This is a genomic window from Pantoea sp. M_9, assembly GCF_008631385.1.
GTDB classification, from domain to species: Bacteria; Pseudomonadota; Gammaproteobacteria; order Enterobacterales; family Enterobacteriaceae; genus Pantoea; species Pantoea eucrina.
The window spans coordinates 21804-40342 of record NZ_VWUF01000010.1; the positions used below are offsets into that span (position 1 = coordinate 21804).

General features: G+C 58.6%; 20 protein-coding genes and 1 riboswitch. Of the genes, 13 read left to right on the forward strand and 7 right to left on the reverse strand.

The annotated features are described in order from the left end of the window. Positions 1-59: 59 nt before the first annotated feature. A complete protein-coding gene (gene bioA / locus F3I15_RS13850) occupies positions 60-1352 on the reverse strand; it encodes an adenosylmethionine--8-amino-7-oxononanoate transaminase (RefSeq protein ID WP_150018291.1) in 1293 nt (430 codons plus the stop codon). An 86-nt stretch (positions 1353-1438) separates the two neighbouring features. Here bioA and bioB point away from each other — a divergent pair, with 86 nt between their 5' ends. Genes bioB through bioD form a run of 4 tightly spaced genes read left to right on the forward strand, consistent with a single transcriptional unit; the run spans position 1439 to position 5023 of the window. Continuing rightward, the gene (bioB, locus tag F3I15_RS13855; RefSeq protein WP_094112175.1) at positions 1439-2470 is read left to right on the forward strand and encodes a biotin synthase BioB; all 1032 of its coding nucleotides are present in this window, start codon (positions 1439-1441) and stop codon (positions 2468-2470) included. Then, complete coding sequence (bioF, locus tag F3I15_RS13860; protein WP_150018292.1) at positions 2471-3619, forward strand: 8-amino-7-oxononanoate synthase; 1149 nt, start codon at positions 2471-2473, stop codon at positions 3617-3619. Next, entirely contained in the window at positions 3603-4358 is a 756-nt protein-coding gene (gene bioC / locus F3I15_RS13865; protein WP_150018293.1) for a malonyl-ACP O-methyltransferase BioC, read from the forward strand. Before bioF ends, bioC begins: the two co-directional genes overlap by 17 nt. Continuing rightward, a complete protein-coding gene (bioD, locus tag F3I15_RS13870) occupies positions 4355-5023 on the forward strand; it encodes a dethiobiotin synthase (protein WP_150018294.1) in 669 nt (222 codons plus the stop codon). The genes bioC and bioD overlap by 4 nt, the downstream gene beginning before the upstream one ends. 22 nt (positions 5024-5045) lie before the next feature. On the opposite strand, the gene F3I15_RS13875 is transcribed toward bioD, so the two are convergent. Further along, positions 5046-5762 carry an ABC transporter ATP-binding protein gene (locus F3I15_RS13875; protein ID WP_150018295.1) on the reverse strand — a complete coding sequence of 239 codons (717 nt, stop codon included), beginning with the start codon at positions 5760-5762 and terminating at the stop codon, positions 5046-5048. A gap of 300 nt (positions 5763-6062) precedes the next feature. Then, positions 6063-6248, reverse strand: a complete 186-nt coding sequence (locus tag F3I15_RS13880) for a hypothetical protein (RefSeq protein ID WP_150018296.1) — start codon at positions 6246-6248, stop codon at positions 6063-6065. A 412-nt stretch (positions 6249-6660) separates the two neighbouring features. Between F3I15_RS13880 and uvrB the strand changes: the two genes are divergently transcribed. Next, entirely contained in the window at positions 6661-8682 is a 2022-nt protein-coding gene (gene uvrB / locus F3I15_RS13885; RefSeq protein WP_039383316.1) for an excinuclease ABC subunit UvrB, read from the forward strand. 352 nt (positions 8683-9034) lie between these two features. Here the strand turns inward: uvrB and yvcK are convergent, their stop codons facing one another. Beyond that, positions 9035-9937 (reverse strand): uridine diphosphate-N-acetylglucosamine-binding protein YvcK, encoded by a 903-nt coding sequence (gene yvcK / locus F3I15_RS13890; protein WP_150018297.1) that lies wholly within the window; start codon positions 9935-9937, stop codon positions 9035-9037. Between the two features lie 191 nt (positions 9938-10128). After that, positions 10129-10263, forward strand: a riboswitch (molybdenum cofactor riboswitch). On the opposite strand from yvcK, the gene moaA reads away from it, so the two are divergent. The 7 genes from moaA (at position 10253) to F3I15_RS13925 (ending at position 14887) form a co-directional block, all read left to right on the forward strand. Further along, the gene (gene moaA, locus F3I15_RS13895; protein ID WP_113654893.1) at positions 10253-11239 is read left to right on the forward strand and encodes a GTP 3',8-cyclase MoaA; all 987 of its coding nucleotides are present in this window, start codon (positions 10253-10255) and stop codon (positions 11237-11239) included. (Overlaps the previous riboswitch by 11 nt.) A gap of 17 nt (positions 11240-11256) precedes the next feature. Beyond that, a complete protein-coding gene (moaB, locus tag F3I15_RS13900) occupies positions 11257-11778 on the forward strand; it encodes a molybdenum cofactor biosynthesis protein B (protein WP_150018298.1) in 522 nt (173 codons plus the stop codon). Further along, positions 11775-12260 carry a cyclic pyranopterin monophosphate synthase MoaC gene (gene moaC, locus F3I15_RS13905; protein ID WP_150018299.1) on the forward strand — a complete coding sequence of 162 codons (486 nt, stop codon included), beginning with the start codon at positions 11775-11777 and terminating at the stop codon, positions 12258-12260. Before moaB ends, moaC begins: the two co-directional genes overlap by 4 nt. Further along, a complete protein-coding gene (moaD, locus tag F3I15_RS13910; protein WP_094112270.1) occupies positions 12253-12498 on the forward strand; it encodes a molybdopterin synthase sulfur carrier subunit in 246 nt (81 codons plus the stop codon). The genes moaC and moaD overlap by 8 nt, the downstream gene beginning before the upstream one ends. Positions 12499-12500: 2 nt before the next feature. Further along, positions 12501-12953 carry a molybdopterin synthase catalytic subunit MoaE gene (moaE, locus tag F3I15_RS13915; protein ID WP_150018300.1) on the forward strand — a complete coding sequence of 151 codons (453 nt, stop codon included), beginning with the start codon at positions 12501-12503 and terminating at the stop codon, positions 12951-12953. 76 nt (positions 12954-13029) lie between these two features. After that, complete coding sequence (locus F3I15_RS13920) at positions 13030-14124, forward strand: DUF1615 domain-containing protein (RefSeq protein WP_150018301.1); 1095 nt, start codon at positions 13030-13032, stop codon at positions 14122-14124. Between the two features lie 55 nt (positions 14125-14179). Then, positions 14180-14887 carry a Bax inhibitor-1/YccA family protein gene (locus F3I15_RS13925; RefSeq protein WP_039383334.1) on the forward strand — a complete coding sequence of 236 codons (708 nt, stop codon included), beginning with the start codon at positions 14180-14182 and terminating at the stop codon, positions 14885-14887. Positions 14888-14953: 66 nt separating this feature from the next. Here F3I15_RS13925 and F3I15_RS13930 read toward each other — a convergent pair whose 3' ends face one another. From F3I15_RS13930 to F3I15_RS13940, 3 genes are read right to left on the reverse strand one after another with little or no spacing between them, the layout of a single operon-like run. Continuing rightward, on the reverse strand, positions 14954-15919 hold the full coding sequence (locus F3I15_RS13930; RefSeq protein ID WP_150018302.1) for a lysylphosphatidylglycerol synthase domain-containing protein: 966 nt from the start codon (positions 15917-15919) through the stop codon (positions 14954-14956). Further along, positions 15919-17163 carry a cardiolipin synthase ClsB gene (clsB, locus tag F3I15_RS13935; protein ID WP_039383337.1) on the reverse strand — a complete coding sequence of 415 codons (1245 nt, stop codon included), beginning with the start codon at positions 17161-17163 and terminating at the stop codon, positions 15919-15921. The genes F3I15_RS13930 and clsB overlap by 1 nt, the downstream gene beginning before the upstream one ends. After that, on the reverse strand, positions 17160-17921 hold the full coding sequence (locus F3I15_RS13940) for an endonuclease/exonuclease/phosphatase family protein (protein ID WP_150018303.1): 762 nt from the start codon (positions 17919-17921) through the stop codon (positions 17160-17162). The genes clsB and F3I15_RS13940 overlap by 4 nt, the downstream gene beginning before the upstream one ends. A gap of 176 nt (positions 17922-18097) precedes the next feature. Here F3I15_RS13940 and F3I15_RS13945 point away from each other — a divergent pair, with 176 nt between their 5' ends. Beyond that, the gene (locus F3I15_RS13945; RefSeq protein ID WP_039383339.1) at positions 18098-18490 is read left to right on the forward strand and encodes a YbhQ family protein; all 393 of its coding nucleotides are present in this window, start codon (positions 18098-18100) and stop codon (positions 18488-18490) included. Positions 18491-18539 lie beyond the last annotated feature (49 nt).

The following is an 18539-nucleotide window of genomic DNA, read 5'->3' on the forward strand; positions in this document are numbered from 1 at the left end:
CCTTTTTGCTAATCGCGGAAGGCCATCATGGTGCAAAACCGCAGCAGATGCCAGCGGCGTCAGGGCTGAAAATGGCCGGCGTGATCCAGCGCGTCCCGAATGGCGCGGGTGAGCTGGCTCAGCGCCTGAGCAGAAATCAGATAAGGTGGCATCAGATAGATGAGCCGGCCAAACGGACGGATCCAGACGCCGCGCTCAACAAAGAACTGCTGCAGCGCGGCCATATTCACCGGCTGATGCGTTTCGATAACGCCGATGGCACCCAGCACGCGCGCCTGCGCCACGGCGGGATGCGCCTGCAGCGGCAGCAGCTCCCGCTGCAACTGCTGCCCGATAGCCGCGACCTGCGTCTGCCACCCGCCTTCAGCCACCATGGCCAGACTTTCAGCCGCGACCGCGCAGGCAAGCGGGTTGCCCATAAAGGTCGGGCCATGCATAAAGCAGCCCGCCGCGCTGCGGCTGATGGTGTCAGCCACCTCACGCGTGGTCAGCGTGGCGGCGAGCGTCATCATCCCGCCGGTCAGCGCTTTGCCGAGGCATAAAATATCGGGCGTCACGCCGGCGTGTTCACAGGCAAACAGCTTGCCGCTGCGGCCGAAGCCGGTGGCGATCTCATCGGCGATCAGCAGCAGCCCGTAGCGATCGCACAGCGCCCGCACCTGCTGCAGATAGCGCGGATGGTAAAAGCGCATCCCGCCCGCACCCTGCACGATCGGTTCCAGGATCACCGCGGCAATGTCGCGATGGTGCTGTTCCGCCAGCCGGGCGAAGTCGTTGAAATCGGCATCATCCCATGTATCAGTGAAACCGCACTGCGGCGCAGCGGCAAACAGATGCTCCGGCAGATAGCCGCGCCACAGGCTGTGCATTGAGTTTTCCGGATCGCATACCGCCATCGCCGCAAACGTATCCCCGTGATAACCGCGCCTGAGGGTCAGGAATGTCTGGCGCTTTTCGCCGCGCCCCAGCCAGTACTGCAGCGCCATTTTCATCGCGACCTCTACCGCAATGGAGCCGGAGTCAGCCAGAAACACGCACTCCAGCGCTTCAGGCGTCATCGCCACCAGCTGACGGCACAGCGCGACCGCTGCCGGATGGGTAATGCCGCCAAACATCACGTGCGACATCTGCATCATCTGCTGCTGCAGCGCCTGGTTAAGGCGCGGATGGTTGTAGCCGTGGATCGCCGCCCACCACGAGGACATACCGTCAACCAGCTCGCGTCCATCCGCCAGCTGCAGCTGGCAGCCCTGCGCGGCGACCACAGGATAACAGGGCAGCGGATCGCGCATTGAGGTGTAGGGATGCCAGATATGCTGGCGGTCAAAATCGAGGTCGTCAGGCGTGAACATCTGTCTTGTAAACCATTTTGAAAAGATTTAGTTTACAAGTATAACCACGATAATCGTCGGGATGAACCCCTTTTTTGGAGTATGTAATGGCTAACCGCTGGACGCTGGCTCAGGCTCAGGCCCTGTTTGATAAACCTTTTCTGGAACTGATGTTTGAGGCGCAGCAGGTGCATCGCCAGCATTTTGACCCGCGCCAGGTGCAGGTCAGCACGCTGCTGTCGATAAAAACCGGCGCCTGCCCGGAAGATTGTAAATATTGCCCGCAGAGCGCGCGCTATAAAACCGGACTGGAGTCTGAACGGCTGATGGAAGTTGAGGCGGTGCTCGCCTCGGCGCGCAAAGCCAAAGCCGCTGGCTCCAGCCGTTTCTGCATGGGCGCCGCGTGGAAAAACCCGCACGAGCGCGATATGCCTTATCTGGAGCAGATGGTGCAGGGCGTGAAAGCGCTGGGCATGGAAACCTGCATGACGCTGGGAACGCTGGAGCAAACCCAGGCGCAGCGTCTGGCAGAGGCCGGGCTCGACTTCTACAACCATAACCTCGACACCTCACCGGAGTTCTACGGCAGCGTTATCACCACCCGGACTTATCAGGAGCGTCTCGATACGCTGGATAAAGTGCGCGATGCCGGTATCAAGGTCTGTTCCGGCGGCATTGTCGGCCTCGGTGAAACGGTCACCGATCGCGCCGGACTGCTGGTGCAGCTGGCAAACCTGCCGGTGCCGCCAGAGAGCGTGCCGATCAACATGCTGGTAAAAGTCAAAGGCACGCCGATGGCGGATAACGCTGACGTGGAGCCGTTTGATTTTATTCGCACTATCGCCGTAGCGCGCATCATGATGCCCTCTTCACACGTGCGTCTCTCAGCGGGGCGCGAGCAGATGAGCGAGCAGACGCAGGCGATGTGTTTTATGGCGGGCGCTAACTCTATTTTCTATGGCTGCAAACTGCTGACCACGCCCAATCCGGAGGAGGATAAAGATCTGATCCTGTTCCGCAAGCTGGGCCTGAATCCGGAACATACCACAACCGCGAGCGGGGATAACGCGCAGCAGCATCAGCTGCAGGCGCAGCTGGCTGAGGCCGATACGCCGCAGTTTTACAACGCGGCGGTGTAAATGTGGGCTGAACGTATCACTGAAGCGCTGCAGGCGCGCCGGAGCGCAGATGGCTGGCGCTACCGGCGCTGTATTGAGCAGAACAGCGTGCGGGAAATCACGCTGGACGGTCAGCGCTATCGCCACTTCTCCGGTAACGACTATCTCGGGCTGAGCCGGCATCCGGCGGTGATTGCGGCCTGGCAGCAGGGTGCGGCGCAGGCGGGAGCCGGGGCAGGGGCGTCCGCGCATGTGACCGGCTATAGCCGTTATCACGCAGAGCTGGAGCAGCAGCTGGCAGGCTGGCTCGGCTATTCACGCGCGCTGCTGTTTATCTCCGGCTTTGCCGCTAATCAGGCGATTGTGCATCTGCTGGCGCAAAAGCAGGACCGCATCGTGGCGGATAAACTGGCGCACGCGTCGCTGCTGGATGCCGCCAGTCACAGCCCGGCCACGCTGCGGCGTTTTGCACATAATCAGCCGGCAAGTCTGCAAAAGCTGCTGGCGCAGCCGGGGGCGGGCGCCACGCTGGTAGTCACCGAAGGCGTTTTCAGCATGGATGGCGACAGTGCACCGCTGGCAGAGATCGCTGCGGCGACCCGGGCTGCGGGCGGCTGGCTGCTGGTCGATGACGCGCACGGCATTGGCGTGAGCGGTGAACAGGGGCGCGGCAGCTGCTGGCAGCAGCAGGTGAAACCCGAGCTGCTGGTGGTAACGTTTGGCAAAGGCTTTGGCGTCAGCGGCGCGGCGCTGCTGTGCGATGATGCGACCGCCGATTACGCTGAACAGTTCTCGCGCCACCTTATTTACTCTACCGCCATGCCGCCGGCGCAGTGCTGTGCGCTGCTGGCGGCGCTGCAGCAGGTGCAGCAGGGCGATGCGCTGCGGGCACGACTGCGGGCCAATATCAGCCGCTTTCGCGCCGGTGCGGCGCAGCTGCCGTGGGTGCTGCCCGCCTCCGAGAGTGCCATTCAGCCGCTGATCGTGGGTGAAAACGCGGCCGCGCTGGCGCTCTCGCAGCGGCTGGCGCAGGCGGGGTGCTGGGTCAGCGCCATCCGCCCGCCCACCGTGCCGCCCGGTACGTCCCGGCTGCGCATTACCCTCACGGCGGCGCATGAGCCGGAAGATATCGACGCGCTGCTGGAGGCGCTGTATGACGCTGCAGGTTAATAAGCAGGCGGTGGCGCAGGCGTTTGGCCGCGCCGCGCCGCACTATGAGCAGCACGCCGCGCTGCAGCGCCTGAGCGGCGATGCGCTGCTGGCCTGTGCGCCAGCCGGATTCGGTCCGCACCTGCTCGATGCCGGCTGCGGCACCGGCTGGTACAGCCGGTACTGGCGCGATCGCGACCGCCGGGTAACTGCACTCGATCTCTCCTTGCCGATGCTGGCCGCCGCGCGCGCGCAGCGATCGGCGCACCATTATCTGCAGGGCGATATCGACCGGCTGCCGCTGGCGGACGGCAGCATGGATGGCGTCTGGAGCAACCTGGCGGTGCAGTGGAGCAGCGATCTGAGCGTGGCTCTGCAGCAGTTTTATCGCGTGCTGCGGCCCGGCGGCACCGCGCTTTTTTCCACGCTGCTGGCGGGATCGCTGCCGGAGGTGGATCGCGCATGGGCAGCGATAGATTCCCGTCGTCACGCCAACCGCTTTCTTCAGGCCGGTGAGATTATCGCTGCCGCGCGTGGGCAGTTGCTGCGCAGCACACAGCAGATTATTACGCTGCACTTTCCGGATGCGCTGAGTGCGATGCGCTCGCTGAAGGGAATTGGCGCGACCCACCTGCACGGCGGACGCAGCAACAGCGTACTGACGCGTCAGCAGCTGGCGCAGCTTGAGCGGCACTGGCCGCAGGATGAACAGGGCTATCGCCTCACTTATCACCTGATGTATGGAGTTTTGCAAAAATGAAACGCTGGTTTATCACCGGAACCGACACCGAAGTGGGAAAAACAGTCGCCAGCGGCGCGCTGCTGCAGGCGGCCAGCGCGGCCGGGCTGCGTACGGCAGGGTATAAACCGGTAGCGTCGGGCTGTGAAATGACGGCGGAGGGCGTGCGCAACAGCGATGCGCTGGCGCTGCAGCGCTACAGCAGCGTGCCGCTGCGCTATGAACAGGTTAACCCGCTGGCATTTATGGAGCCGACCTCACCGCATATCGTGAGCGCGGAAGAGGGCAGGCCGATCGACTTTGCACAGCTCTCAGCGGGTCTGCGCAGCGTCGAAACGCAGGCTGAATGGCTGCTGGTTGAAGGCGCGGGCGGCTGGTTTACGCCGCTTTCTGAGACGCAGACCTATGCGGACTGGGTCATCGCAGAGCAGCTGCCGGTGATACTGGTGGTGGGCGTAAAGCTGGGCTGTATTAATCACGCCATGCTGACCGCCGCGGCGATCAGGGCAGCCGGCTTACCGCTGGCAGGCTGGATCGCGAACGATATTCAGCCGCCGGGCAAGCGGCATCGTGAATATATTGCGTCGCTGCGCCAGCGCATCGACGCGCCATTTCTGGGTGAAATCCCCTGGCTGGCGTCGGAAGCGGAGCAGGCGACCTGCGGACGTTACCTGACGCTGCCCTGAGCGGCAAGAGTTCCTTAAGAGATCAGGCCGGCGTCAGCCATTTGTTTACGGTAAGATCGTCCAGCTGCGCAACGCGGCCCTGCGCCACATTACGTCCGCGGTACAGCAGCAGAAAGTAGTCGGCGACGCGGCGTATAAACGAGACGTGCTGCTCCAGCAGCAGGATGGTCAGACCATACTCCCGGTTGAGCCGCCGGATGAGGTTGCCCGTCTCCTCCTCCAGCCAGGGCGACATCGTACCGGAAGGCTCATCGAGGATCAGCAGACGCGGTTTCAGCACCAGCGCGCGCGCCAGTGCCAGCTGCTGCTGCAGATTAACCGGCAGCTCACCGCTGCGCTGATGGCGCAGTGAATAGAGCGCGGGAAACAGCTCAAACACCATCTCCGGAATGGCGTGGTTGCGCTCATCTTCAGCCGCCAGCAGGGCGATCAGCAGATTGTCCTCAACGCTCATCTGCGTAAAGATATGGCGCTTTTGCGGCACATATCCGATGCCCATCCGCGCCCGCTGCACGGCGGGCTGCAGCAGCAGGTTCTCCGGCGGATAGCCCGCCTCCTGCCAGCAGATGGAGCCGCTGTTAACCGGCAGATGGCCCATAATGCAGTTTACCAGCGTGGTTTTCCCCATTCCCGGACTGCCCAGCACGCCGGTGCAGGATCCCGGAGGCAGATCAAGATCGACATCCCACAGAATCTGATTCTGGCCATAAAACTGATTCACCGAACGTAAACTCAGCATCTGATCTTCTCCTTACAGATAGTTAGCCTGAATGCACCCGCTCTGTGTCGTCTGGCATGCAGTGACAGATTAAGTAACGCGGTGGTATCAGACATCAGGGCGTCCCTGTTAAACCTGAATGTTCTGCCGCGGGTAAAAAGATGCAAGCAACGGGCCAGATCGATAATCGCGCGCTTCTGGCGTTGATAAATCTCCGTCACCGCGCCCTAAACATCAGGAAATCTTAACTGTGAAAAGGGGTAATTAAGCTGCTGCACTTTGACGGTGCTGATTACTAAGCTTTTCTGGTGCATCTGTTCATTAATAAGGCAGCGGGTCAGTGCAGGAAAACAGCGCAGCCCAGGCGTGGCGGCGCTGTGTAATCAAAAAAGAATAGTTAATTGCGCCACTCGTGCTGGAAAAATAATCATAAAAAATTTTTTTTTGTTGGCGCAGAAGAGGCCGGGATTTTTTATACACAGCCTGCGGGCTCGGGGCTGGCTTCACTTATCCACTATTCCTGTGGATAACCTTGTGCATTAGCGACTGAAAACCGGGCGCAAGCGAGGAAATACGCGGCCTGGATACATTATGCTGCGAAACTGGGCTTTTGGTCTATTTTAATTAAATTCAGTATGTTATCTAAAAGCAAGCCTGTAAAATTCCGGCTGAAGTTTACCGCTGCATTTTAATGACGTTCTCTTGACAATTGTTAAAAGCCCGGCTCGCCTGGGGATAACCTGGCGCGACATATTTTAGCCAGCTGCCGCTTTAATGCCTCTGAAGCGGCGCCGCGGGCAGCAGGACCATCGTGGCGTTTATCTGTAAATATATCCAGTGTTTTTTTCTGGCAAAATCGCCATAGCAGAGTAGAATTATCAGCCTGCCAGCCCTTTTCTTCAGCAGGAATTCTGAAATCATGAGCAAAGTCTTTAAACTCAACTCCGCCTTTAAGCCTTCAGGCGATCAGCCTGAAGCGATCCGTCGTCTGGAGGAGGGGCTGGAAGATGGCCTTGCGCATCAGACCCTGCTTGGCGTAACGGGATCGGGCAAAACTTTTACCGTTGCCAATGTGATTGCCGATCTCAACCGGCCGACGATGGTGCTGGCGCCTAACAAAACGCTGGCGGCGCAGCTCTATGGGGAGATGAAAGAGTTTTTTCCGGATAACGCGGTAGAATTTTTCGTCTCTTACTATGACTACTATCAGCCTGAAGCCTATGTGCCGAGTTCTGACACCTTTATCGAAAAAGATGCGGCGGTGAACGAGCACATTGAGCAGATGCGCCTCTCTGCCACCAAAGCGATGCTGGAACGACGCGATGTCATTGTGGTGGCGTCGGTCTCAGCAATTTATGGTCTGGGCGATCCCGATCTCTATCTGAAAATGATGCTGCATCTGACGCGCGGTATGATTATCGATCAGCGCAGTATTCTGCGGCGTCTGGCTGAGCTGCAGTATGCGCGTAACGATCAGGCGTTTCAGCGCGGTACGTTCCGCGTGCGCGGAGAAGTGATCGATATCTTTCCGGCGGAGTCCGACGATATGGCTCTGCGGGTAGAGCTGTTTGATGAAGAGGTCGAGCGGCTCTCACTGTTTGATCCGCTTACCGGGCAAATTGAGTCAGTGATCCCACGCTTTACCATCTATCCTAAAACGCACTACGTTACGCCACGCGAGCGCATCCTGCAGGCGATGGAAGAGATCAAAGATGAGCTGGCCCTGCGCCGTAAGGTGCTGCTGGAAAACAACAAGCTGCTGGAAGAGCAGCGCATTACGCAGCGCACCCAGTTCGACCTGGAGATGATGAACGAGCTGGGTTACTGCTCGGGGATTGAGAACTACTCCCGCTATCTCTCGGGGCGCGGGCCGGGTGAAGCGCCGCCGACCCTGTTTGACTATCTGCCAGCCGATGGTCTGCTGGTGGTGGATGAGTCGCACGTCACTATTCCGCAGATTGGCGGCATGTATCGCGGCGACCGCGCGCGTAAAGAGACGCTGGTGGAGTACGGTTTCCGCCTGCCATCCGCGCTGGACAACCGCCCGCTTCGTTTTGAAGAGTTTGAGGCGCTGGCCCCGCAAACCATTTATGTCTCCGCCACGCCGGGTAAATATGAGCTGGAAAAATCGGGCACGGAAGTGATCGATCAGGTAGTGCGTCCGACAGGTCTGCTCGATCCTATTCTTGAGGTGCGCCCGGTCGGCACACAGGTGGATGATTTGCTCTCTGAAATCCGCAAACGCGTGGAGATCAACGAACGCGTGCTGGTGACGACGCTGACCAAGCGTATGGCTGAAGACCTGACTGAATATCTTGAAGAGCACGGTGAGAAGGTGCGCTATCTGCACTCTGATATCGATACCGTTGAGCGCATGGAGATTATTCGCGACCTGCGCCTGGGCGAGTTTGACGTGCTGGTAGGGATTAACCTGCTGCGTGAGGGACTCGATATGCCGGAGGTTTCTCTGGTGGCGATTCTCGACGCCGATAAAGAGGGCTTCCTGCGTTCGGAACGCTCTCTGATCCAGACGATTGGTCGTGCAGCGCGTAACGTGAACGGCAAAGCGATTCTTTATGCTGATAAAATTACGCCCTCTATGGCACGCGCAATTGAAGAGACAGAGCGACGTCGCGAGAAGCAGGAGCGTTACAACACCGAGCACGGCATTGTGCCGCAGGGACTGAATAAAAAGATCACGGATATTCTTGAGCTGGGCAAAAACGTGGTGAAAACGCGCGGCAAGGGCAAAACCGCCACGCGCACGGCGGCAGAGAATGACGCTGATTACCTGGCGCTTACGCCGCAGGCGATGCAGAAGAAAATCCACGAACTGGAAGCGCAGATGCAGCAGCATGCGCAAAACCTGGAGTTTGAAGAAGCCGCCAGCCTGCGCGACCGGCTGCACGAGTTGCGCGAACTGTTTATCGCCGCCTCATAACCATCAATCGGTGCCGCATTCCGCACGGAACGTATTCCGTAGGGGCCGCATTTATGCGGCCCTGGCGCATCCATTCACCACCGGACTCATACGTAACCAGGGCGCCATTAATGGCGCCCCTACGCGAATTCCGCAAATTTATACGCAACCAGGGCGCCATAAATGGCGCCCCTACGTTCATTCTGCTGTAGGGGCCGCATTTATGCGGCCCTGGCGTGTTCATGCGGCCCTGGCGTATCCATTCACCACCGGATTTATACGTGACCAGGGCGCCATGAATGGCGCCCCTACGCAAATCCCCGTAGGGGCCGCATTCATGCGGCCCTGGCGTATTTATGCGGCCCTGGCGCGCTTACAGCGCCTGGATGGCGTGCTCCAGCGCCAGGCGCAGAAGCTGTCGATCGTGGCGATAACGGATATCCTCGGCTTCCAGCGGCTCCTGCACAATAATGCGCTGCGCCAGACCCTGCGTGTCGGCGGTCGGGCTAATCACTACGGCATCAATAACCCGCTTACCAATTGCCTGCTCCATAATGGCCAGCTTATCTGCCATGCTAAGACGGGCGGCTGCCGGACTCAGCTCGCGGCCAAGATTGCCAATAAATACCATCGTAGCGGGCGTACGCCGCAGCGCGCGCGCCATCTCTTCCATCAGCAAAATCGGCATCAGGCTGGTGTAGAAACTGCCCGGACCAATCAGGATCAGATCGGCTTCAGCCACGGCGTCCAGCGCTTCGCGGGTAGGATTGACCGCCGGATGCAGCATCAGCGCCTGAGGCGCCTGACGCATCTCATCAATCGCGGTTTCGCCATACACCATGTTGCCTTCGGCATCCTGCGCGACCAGATCGACCGGCTGCTCCGACATCGGGATAAGAAACGCATCAACCTTGAGCAAATTGCGGATAATATTAATCGCTTCCAGCGGACGCACGCTGAGATGATCCAGCGCTTTCAGGATCAGGTTGCCAAGATTGTGGCCCGCCAGTTCGCCGTTACCGGCAAACCGATACTCAAACATCGCGGAAGCGACGCTGGGCTCGGTGATGAGCTGATTAAGACAGTTGCGCATGTCTCCCCAGGCGATCCCTCCCTCTGAACGGCGGATACGCCCGGTGGAACCGCCATTGTCCGTGGTGGTCACAATACCGGTGAGTCGCGAGCCCAGCGGCGCCAGCGCTGACATGACGCGGCCCAGACCGTGTCCGCCGCCCAGTGCCACCACGCGATCTAAATCTGCCAGCGTTCGATTCATGCTGCTCCTTATCGGTCCACTGCGCTGAAAGCCAATCTTTTGCTGCCGGGAGGCAGCGTCATGTGGCGCAGTTTAGCCTATTCTGCTGCGATAATGCCGCGAAAAATCGTTATATATCATATTATACAACGCACGCAGTGACTGGCTGACTGACGCAAAGCGCGCTACCATCCAGAGACCGCGTTGTCCTCAATGACAACAAACTCCCAAGCCTTGCGCGCCTAAGTCAAATGATAAGGCCGCCTGGCCGCAGCGTCATGCTGCCAGGGTGCAGAAAGAAATGCCTGCATCTCCCGACTTTGGAAAGGTGTTAAGGTGCCACAATTTACAGATGCCTGGGCGCGCAGCTTCTACTATTTGCGCCTGTCGATCACGGATGTATGTAATTTCCGTTGTACTTACTGTCTGCCGGACGGCTACAAGCCCGGCAGTACCCGCAACAAAAGCTTTCTCTCGCTGGATGAGATCCGCCGGGTGACCCGCGCCTTTACCGCTGCGGGAACGGAGAAAATCCGGCTTACCGGCGGTGAACCCTCGATGCGTCGCGACTTTACCGACATCATCGCTGCCGTGCGTGAAAACGCCGCGCTGCGACAGATCGCGGTGACCACCAACGGCTATCGCATGGCGCGTGATGTACAGTCATGGCGCGATGCAGGTCTGACGCACATTAACGTCAGCGTGGACAGCCTGGATGCGCGGCAGTTTCACGCCATCACCGGGCAGAACAAATTTGCTGAGGTCATGGCCGGTATCGACGCCGCATTTGACGCCGGATTCGAAAAAGTCAAAGTCAACAGCGTGCTGATGCGCGATGTTAACAGCCAGAGTCTGGATACGTTTCTGGCCTGGATCCGCACGCGTCCGATTCAGCTGCGTTTTATTGAGCTGATGGAAACCGGTGAAGGGGGCGATCTGTTCCGGCGTCACCATATCTCCGGTGAGGTGATCCGCGATCGGCTGATCGTGCAGGGCTGGCAGCGGCAGCCGCGCGGCCGCAGCGACGGGCCGGCACAGGTATTTCGTCATCCCGACTATCAGGGTGAGGTCGGGCTGATTATGCCTTATGAAAAAGATTTCTGCGCCAGCTGCAACCGGCTGCGCGTCTCGGCCACCGGAAAACTGCACCTCTGTCTGTTTGGTGACGGTGGGGTAGAGCTGCGCGATCTGCTCGCCTCCGATGCACAGCAGGGCGAGCTGCAGGCGCGTATCGCCCATAGTCTTGGCCAGAAAAAGCAGACCCATTTTCTGCATCAGGGCCAGACCGGTATTACGCAAAATCTCTCTTTTATTGGTGGCTAAACACAGGAGTTACAGCCATGGCTAAACCAACCGGCGAATTTACCGCTCTGACTGCCGCGGTGCTGACCATATCCGACAGCCGCGATGCGGCGAGTGACACCTCAGGAGACTATCTGCGTGAGGCGCTGGCGGACGCAGGGCATCAGGTGGTGGATCACGCTATTCTGCCTGACAATCGCTACCGCATTCGCGCCGCGGTGTCGCGCTGGATCGCCAGCGACGATATCCAGGTGGTGATTGTGAACGGTGGCACCGGCTTCAACAGCAAAAACAGTACGCCGGAAGCGCTGCTGCCGCTGTTTGATCGCGAAATAGAGGGCTTTGGCGAACTGTTCCGTATGTTCTCGTATGAAGATATCGGCAGCGCAACGCTGCAGTCGCGAGCCGTTGCCGGCCTCGCCAACCAGACTCTGATTTTTGCCCTGCCAGGTTCCACCAGCGCCTGCCGCTGCGGCTGGGAACGCATCATCGCCGATCAGCTGGATGCGCGCACCCGGCCCTGTAATTTTGTCTCTCATCTGAAGAAAGTCACTGTATGAATCAGTTAACGCATATTAACGCCGCTGGCGAAGCGCACATGGTTGATGTCTCCGGGAAAAGTGAAACCGTGCGTGAAGCGCAGGCGGAGGCGCTGGTTTTAATGTCACCTGCCACGCTGCAGATGATCATGGAAGGCAGCCATCATAAAGGCGATGTCTTTGCCACGGCCCGTATCGCCGGCATTCAGGCGGCAAAGCGCACCTGGGAGCTGATACCGCTCTGTCATCCGCTGATGCTGAGTAAAGTGGAAGTGACGCTGGAAGCGGAACCGGCGCAGAGCCGGGTACGCGTCACCTCGCGCTGCCGCCTGACCGGTAAAACCGGGGTGGAGATGGAGGCGCTGACGGCCGCCTCCGTGGCGGCGCTGACCATCTATGACATGTGCAAAGCGGTGCAGAAAGATATCGTGATTGACCAGCTGCGCCTGCTGAGCAAAAGCGGCGGGAAGTCAGGTGACTTCAGGGCGGTCAGCCATGATTAAAGTCCTGTTTTTTGCCCAGGTGCGTGAGCTGACCGGCACCAGCGAGCTGACGCTGCCGGAAGCCTATCCTGACGTGGCGGCACTGCGTGCTGCCCTGGCGCAGCGCAGCGACCGCTGGGCGCTGGCGCTGGAATCGGGCAGGCTGCTGGCCGCAGTCAATCAGACGCTGGTTCCCATGACGCATCCGCTGCAGGCGGGTGATGAAGTTGCGTTTTTCCCGCCGGTCACCGGAGGTTAACCATGACAACCCGTATTCGCGTTGGCCCTGAGCCGTTTGATACCGGGGCTGAATACCGGCTGCTGGCCGCAGACGATCGGGATGGCGCTATCGTCACCTTTACCGGTAAAGTGCGCAATCATAACCTTGGCGCCGACGTAGCGGCGCTGACGCTGGAACACTATCCGGGGATGACGGAAAAAGCGCTGGCGGAAATCGCTGAGGCTGCCCGGCAGCGCTGGCCATTGCAGCAGATAACGGTGATCCATCGCGTGGGTGAACTCTTCCCCGGTGATGAGATAGTGCTGGTGGGCGTCAGCAGCGCACACCGCGGCAGCGCATTCGCGGCCGCAGAATTTATTATGGATTATCTTAAAACCCGTGCGCCGTTCTGGAAGCGCGAAGCGACCCCGGAGGGGGAGCGCTGGGTGGATGCGCGTGACAGCGACCATCAGGCAGCGGCGCGCTGGGAGTAATAACGGACAGGGCGGGGGCCGGGAGCCTCGCGCCCGCAACGTGCCTGAAGCACGCTTTTTATTATCAGGGAGCAGGATGAAATCAACCTTCTTACGCCGCGGCGCACTTCTGCTGACCGCGCTGATCGTGGCCGGCTGCAGCAGTAAAAAAGAGCCGCAGGCGCCGGCGCGCCAGCCCGCAGATGTCAAAGCGCAGATTCAGCAGCTGCTGCCCGGATACGTGACGCAAAAATCAGCCTGGGCTGATGACATCTATACCGCTTTCCGTGTTCAGCAGCTCGATACGAGCGCCAGCAATCTGTGCGCGGTGATTGCCGTCGCCGGGCAGGAGTCAAATTTCAGCGCCGATGCTGAAGTGCCCGGACTGCCAAAAATTGCCTGGGGTGAGATTGACCGGCGTGCGGCAAAGCTGCACATTCCGGCATTTCTGGTGCGTACTGCGCTGCTGATCAAATCCTCTAATGGTGAAAGCTACGCCGCGCGGCTGGATAAGGTGCGCAGTGAAAAAGAGCTGAGCGCCATTTTTGATGACTTTATCGATATGGTGCCGATGGGGCAGACGCTGTTTGGCAAGCTGAACCCGGTACACACCGGCGGGCCGATGCAGGTAAGCGTTGCCTTTGCTGAGGCGCATGCGCAGGGCTACCCGTATGCCATCGATGGTTCGATCCGGCGCGAGGTGTTCAGCCGGCGCGGAGGGATCTGGTTCGGCACGAAGCATCTGCTGGGCTACCCGGCAGACTATAGTCAGCCGCTCTATCGCTTTGCCGACTTTAACGCAGGCTGGTATGCCAGCCGCAACGCCGCGTTTCAGGCCGCGATTGCGCGCGCCAGCGGGATCCGCCTCGCGCTGGATGGCGACCTGATCAATTATGGCAGCGAGCAGGCGGGCTCAACTGAGCTGGCGGTGCGTACGCTGGGTAAACGCCTTGATATGAGCGACCGGGAAATTCGCCGCGATCTGGAAAAAGGGGACACGGCGGACTTCAGCAACACAACCTTGTGGAAACAGACCTTTATTCTGGCGGACAAAATGGCGGGCAAGCGGGTGCCGCGTGAAATGCTGCCGGGGATCAAACTGGAGAGCCCGAAAATCACCCGTAATCTGACCACCGCGTGGTTTGCTCAGCGGGTTAACAGCCGATATCAGCAGTGTATGACGCGCCGTTGAGACGGCATGGTATACACTTCACTCTGACCCTGTAATTTTTTTTGAGAGGTGCATCATGGATCGATATCCACGTAATGATTCGTTTGTGCAGCCGGCGTCGGCCGGGCTGCAGGCCTATATGGCTCAGGTGTACGGCTGGATGACCTGCGGCCTGCTGCTCACCGCGTTTGTCTCCTGGTTTGCCGCCCGTACGCCTGCGGTCATGGAGCTGGTGTTCGCTAACCGCATCACCTTCTTTGGCCTGATCATCGCGCAGCTGGCGCTGGTCTTTGTGCTGTCGGGTCTGGTACAGCGTATGAGCGGGGCCGTGGCGACGGCGCTGTTTATGCTCTATTCGGCGCTGACCGGCCTGACCATGGCGAGTATTTTTCTGGTTTACACCTACTCGTCTATCGCCAGCACCTTTTTTGTTACCGCCGGGATGTTCGGGGCGATGAGCTTTTACGGCTACACCACCAAACGCGATCTGAGCCGTATCGGCAGCCTGCTGTTTATGGCACTGATCGGTATCGTACTGGCATCGCTGGTGAACTTCTGGCTGAAAAGCCCGGCGCTGATGTGGGCTATTACCTATATCGGCGTGGTGGTGTTTGTGGGGCTGACCGCCTATGACACGCAGAAACTGAAAGCGGTAGGTGAAAATATTGACGCCCGCGATAGCGAAAATCTGCGTCGCTACTCCATTATGGGGGCGCTGACGCTCTACCTCGATTTCATCAATCTCTTTTTGATGCTGCTGCGGATTTTCGGCAACCGCCGCTAAGACGCCGGCTTTATCTTTACCGGGGGCGCAGCGATGCGCCCCCGTTTTTCATCCTTCCAGCTGCGGTTACTGTTCTGCCATTTTCTGCTGATTTTTGTGTCGCAGATGCTTCGCCCGGCTCTCCAGCCAGAGATAAAGCACCAGCGCCAGCAGCAGCGGCAGAATGAAGTAGAGGACACGGTAGGCAAGCAGCGCGGCGATGATTTCACCGTGTGACGCATGCTGACCGCTCAGCAGCGCCAGAAACACCGCTTCCAGTACGCCGATACCCGCCGGAATATGAATAATGACGCCGGCAATACTGCTGATCAGCAGCACGCCCAGTACGATGGGATAGTCCACTTCACGCATCAGCAGCAGCCAGATAATGGTGCCCATCACCATCCAGTTCGCGCAGGAGACGGCAAACTGGAATAGCGCCATACGCAGTGAAGGCAGTTGCAGCCGCTGTCCCTTCACCGTCCACTGCCGCTTTTTCGCAAAGGCGCAGGCCCAGAGATAGACTGCCGTCAGCAGCAGCAGTATGCCTCCGATGATACGCAGCGTGCCTTCACCGATAAACCAGCGTGGCGGAATCGGCACCATGCCGGAGACAAACACCACGCCGCCCAGCAAAATATAGCCAAGCCAGTTAGTGGCAATGCTCAGTGAAAAAATACGGGTGATGGTGCTGCCTGACAGACCTAGGCGTGAATAGAGGCGGTAGCGCATGGCGACGCCGCCCACCCAGGTGCTGAGGGTCAGATTGAAGGCGTAGCAGATAAATGACACCAGCATGACCTGCCGCTTCGACAGCTTATGGCCGCAGTAGACCCGGCCGATCAGATCGTACAAGCCGTAGGTGATATAACTGACAATCACCAGCCCGGCGGCACCCAGCACCACATAGCGGTTGTAGCCGGTAATAACCTTGTAGACATCCTCCCAGTTGACTTTGCGCGCGTAGATCACCAGCAGAACAATGACGGCAATAAAAAAGAGCCACGTCAGGATTTTTTTTGCCAGCCGCCACTTTGGATTCTTTTTACTCATCAGGATTTCGCTCCTTCATTATTGGCTTCCACCCGATCCTGTGTCTCCATCTCAGGCTGGACCGGTGGCGATACCTGGGACAGCTGAGGCGTATGCGCAGGCAGCCAGCCAGCGATGGCCGGGAAGTGGCGCAGAAAGTGGAAGACAATGACGCCCTTGGTTAACTGCCACCAGTTACGCGGCGGCAGTTTGTCATCCTGGACGCGGACGCAGTCGTGCTGAATCAGACCTTCCAGATTATCGCGCAGCGTCTGGTTAAATGCGCGATCGTGAATGATCAGATTAGCTTCGAGATTAAGCGACAGGCTCAGCGGGTCGAGGTTACTGGAGCCAACGGTGGTCCAGTGCTGATCCTGCACCGCGACCTTGCCATGCAGTGGCCGGCGGCAATACTCATAGACCTCCACACCGCCATCCACCAGGTAGTTATAGAGCAGCTCAGCTCCCACTTTCACAATCGGCATATCGGGCTCACCCTGCACAATCAGCCGTACGCGTACGCCGCGCCGGGCAGCGTTGCGCATCTCGCGCAGCAGGCGATAGCCGGGGAAGAAGTAGGCGTTAGCGATGATCACGTCGCGTTTCGCTTTGCGCAGCATATCCAGATAGTGCTGCTCAATGTCATCGCGATGTTCATTGTTGTCGCGATAAACAAACAGCACCTGAGCGCTGCCGGGCTGGGCATTAACGGCCACATGCCTTGACGGTTTTCCCCACCAGCGGCGGGTGATCTGATCGCTGCCCATCGCCATCTGAACAAAGCGGGCGATATCGATCACCACCGGCCCCTTTACCTCCACGGCATAATCCTGCTTCGCTTCCGGACCGTAATCGGTATTGTGCTCAGCCGAGAAATTGATGCCGCCAACAAAGGCGATCTGCTCATCGATCACCACGATTTTGCGGTGCAGACGGCGAAAGAGATTGGTACGCATCCCCATGACCAGCGGGCGCGGATCGTAGTAGATAAACCGAACGCCCGCCTCGGTCAGGGTATTAACAAACTCATCAGAGAGATCGGGAGAGCCATAGCCATCGACCATGACTTCGACCTTTACACCGCGCTGCGCCGCCGCCAGCAGGTCACGGTGCAGCGCCTTACCAACGTTGTCCTCAAAGAGAATAAAGGTTTCGAGCAGCAGCGTGCGTTCGGCGCGCTGGATGGCGCCCGATACGCGCGGAAAAAACGCTTCGCCATTCTCCAGCAGGCGTAGCTGATTGCCGTCACGCCAGTTGAAATTCATAGGAATATCTCCACCGCCAGCGGCGCATGATCGGACAGATGAGACCAGGGTTTGACCGGCAGCGCCCAGGGCTGGCTGACGGACGCATTACGAATATAGATGCGATCGAGGCGTAAGAGCGGAAAACGCGCCGGGAACGTGCGCGCGGGCCGGCCATTTTTCAGGCTGAACACCTCTTTTAAACCGGCACCGCGCTGCAGAAAACGGTTAGCGCGCACCTGCCAGTCGTTGAAATCCCCGGCCACGACCAGTGGTGCATCCGCTGGCAGCGCGTTAATCACATCGCACATCATCTTCATCTGCGTCAGCCGGTGCTTCTCTTTCAGGCCAAGATGGACGCAAATAACATGCAGCGGCTGCGCCCGATCGGGCAGCGTAATCTGGCAGTGCAGCATGCCGCGCTTTTCGCTGCCGGCAACAGAAATGTCGCGATTTTGATATTCAGCAATAGGAAAGCGTGACAATATCGCGTTGCCGTGATGGCCTTCAGGATAAACTGCGTTGCGCCCATAGGCGAAGTCGTGCCACATGGTGTCAGCCAGATACTCATAATGTGAGCTCTCAGGCCACGCTTCTATCTGTGCAGCATGAATAGCGTGGGTGCCCATTACCTCCTGTAGAAAGACGATATCCGCTGATGTGGCGCGTACGGCGTCGCGTAATTCCGGCAGAATAAAACGACGATTAAACGTGGTGAAACCTTTATGGGTATTGATCGTCAGGACTTTAAATGAAAATCCTTGCGTGTTTTGTGGCATACTGCGACGCGCTCCTTTTCATCATGAATAGAACAAAGTGTAGTCTTTGTCACAAACGGGTGGTGCCGGGGCGAGAAAATTAAGGTCTTATCTGAAATTTGTTTTACATTGAGGAAATCCGTTTGGCTTCGGTCAGATACACTTGGGCGACCTGTTGGGTCTGCCAGGAGAAAAGTATGAAATGGTCTAATCGTGTTCAGATTGTTACCGGTCAAACCTGTCTGCACATCGCCACGCATCTGCTGGTGATTGCTGCACTGGTCTGGGGCTGGAAACACAAGGCACTGGTTGAAGTGAGCAGTACCCTGGTGGCAGCTTATGCAGTGGTGTTTATCTCCATGCTGGCCCTGCAGCGTAGTGCCCGTTTACGCCGTATGGGTGACACGCTGGAAGAGGTCACCACTACCTACTATTTTGGCGCAGCGATGCTGACGCTGTTCCTGATCTCACGCTTTTTCCATAACAACCTGCTGATTGGTTGCCTGGGCGTGGTCATGCTGGTGGGTCCGGCGCTGGTCTCTCTGCTGGCCAGAGAACCCGCCCCCCGCGTGGAGAAAAAGCGTAGCTGACCGCTGCGCATCCCGCCAGTCAGGGAGCCTTAAAGGCTCCCTTTTTATT